General features: G+C 33.7%; 1 protein-coding gene. It reads right to left on the bottom strand.

The genetic code is table 11. The features are described from left to right. Window positions 1-28 precede the first annotated feature (28 nt). Window positions 29-587, bottom strand: a 559-nt coding sequence (locus HMPREF0519_RS02300; protein ID WP_040472679.1) for an MFS transporter, incomplete at its 5' end; no start/stop codon positions are given.

The following is a 587-nucleotide window of genomic DNA, read 5'->3' as shown; positions in this document are numbered from 1 at the left end:
GTACTGACTTCCTTATTCTGTTAGTTGTTTATCCTTGAACCAAATTCTTTTTATCATTTGTAAACGTGAATAGCACTAATCCAACCAACAGTAGAACAGCTGCTAAATAAAATCCGATTTGCATTGAACCAAATTGATCTGAAATCCATCCCGTTAAGTAGGGAGCCAAAATAGAACCAGACATTCCAATAAAATTATATGCACTCAGCGCAGTTGATAATGATCCTCTTGGTGAATTCTTAGTAACAAATGCCACAAGAATTGGATCAATTGCTAATTTACCGGTTAGTCCATAAACAATTAATAAAACAATCAATAATGACTTGTTAGTTACAAAAGCAATTCCAAACACCGCAACCAGTGAAATCGGAACTAAAAATGCAATCATTAATTTTGTCTTTTTTAATTTATCATAAATTCTTGCGAATACAATTGCACCAGGGATTGAGGCCCATGGTACTAGTGATGAAATAAAGCCAACACTACTTCCTTGAAATCCTCTTTCTACCTGCAAAAATTGGGGCAGCCAAGTTAAAATTACAAAATTTGCGTAAATAGAGCAAAAGCATAAGATAAATGCAAATACT

The sequence above is a fragment of the Lentilactobacillus hilgardii DSM 20176 = ATCC 8290 genome (genome assembly GCF_000159315.1).
Classification (GTDB): Bacteria; Bacillota; Bacilli; order Lactobacillales; family Lactobacillaceae; genus Lentilactobacillus; species Lentilactobacillus hilgardii.
This window is presented reverse-complemented; position numbering and strand designations above follow the sequence as displayed.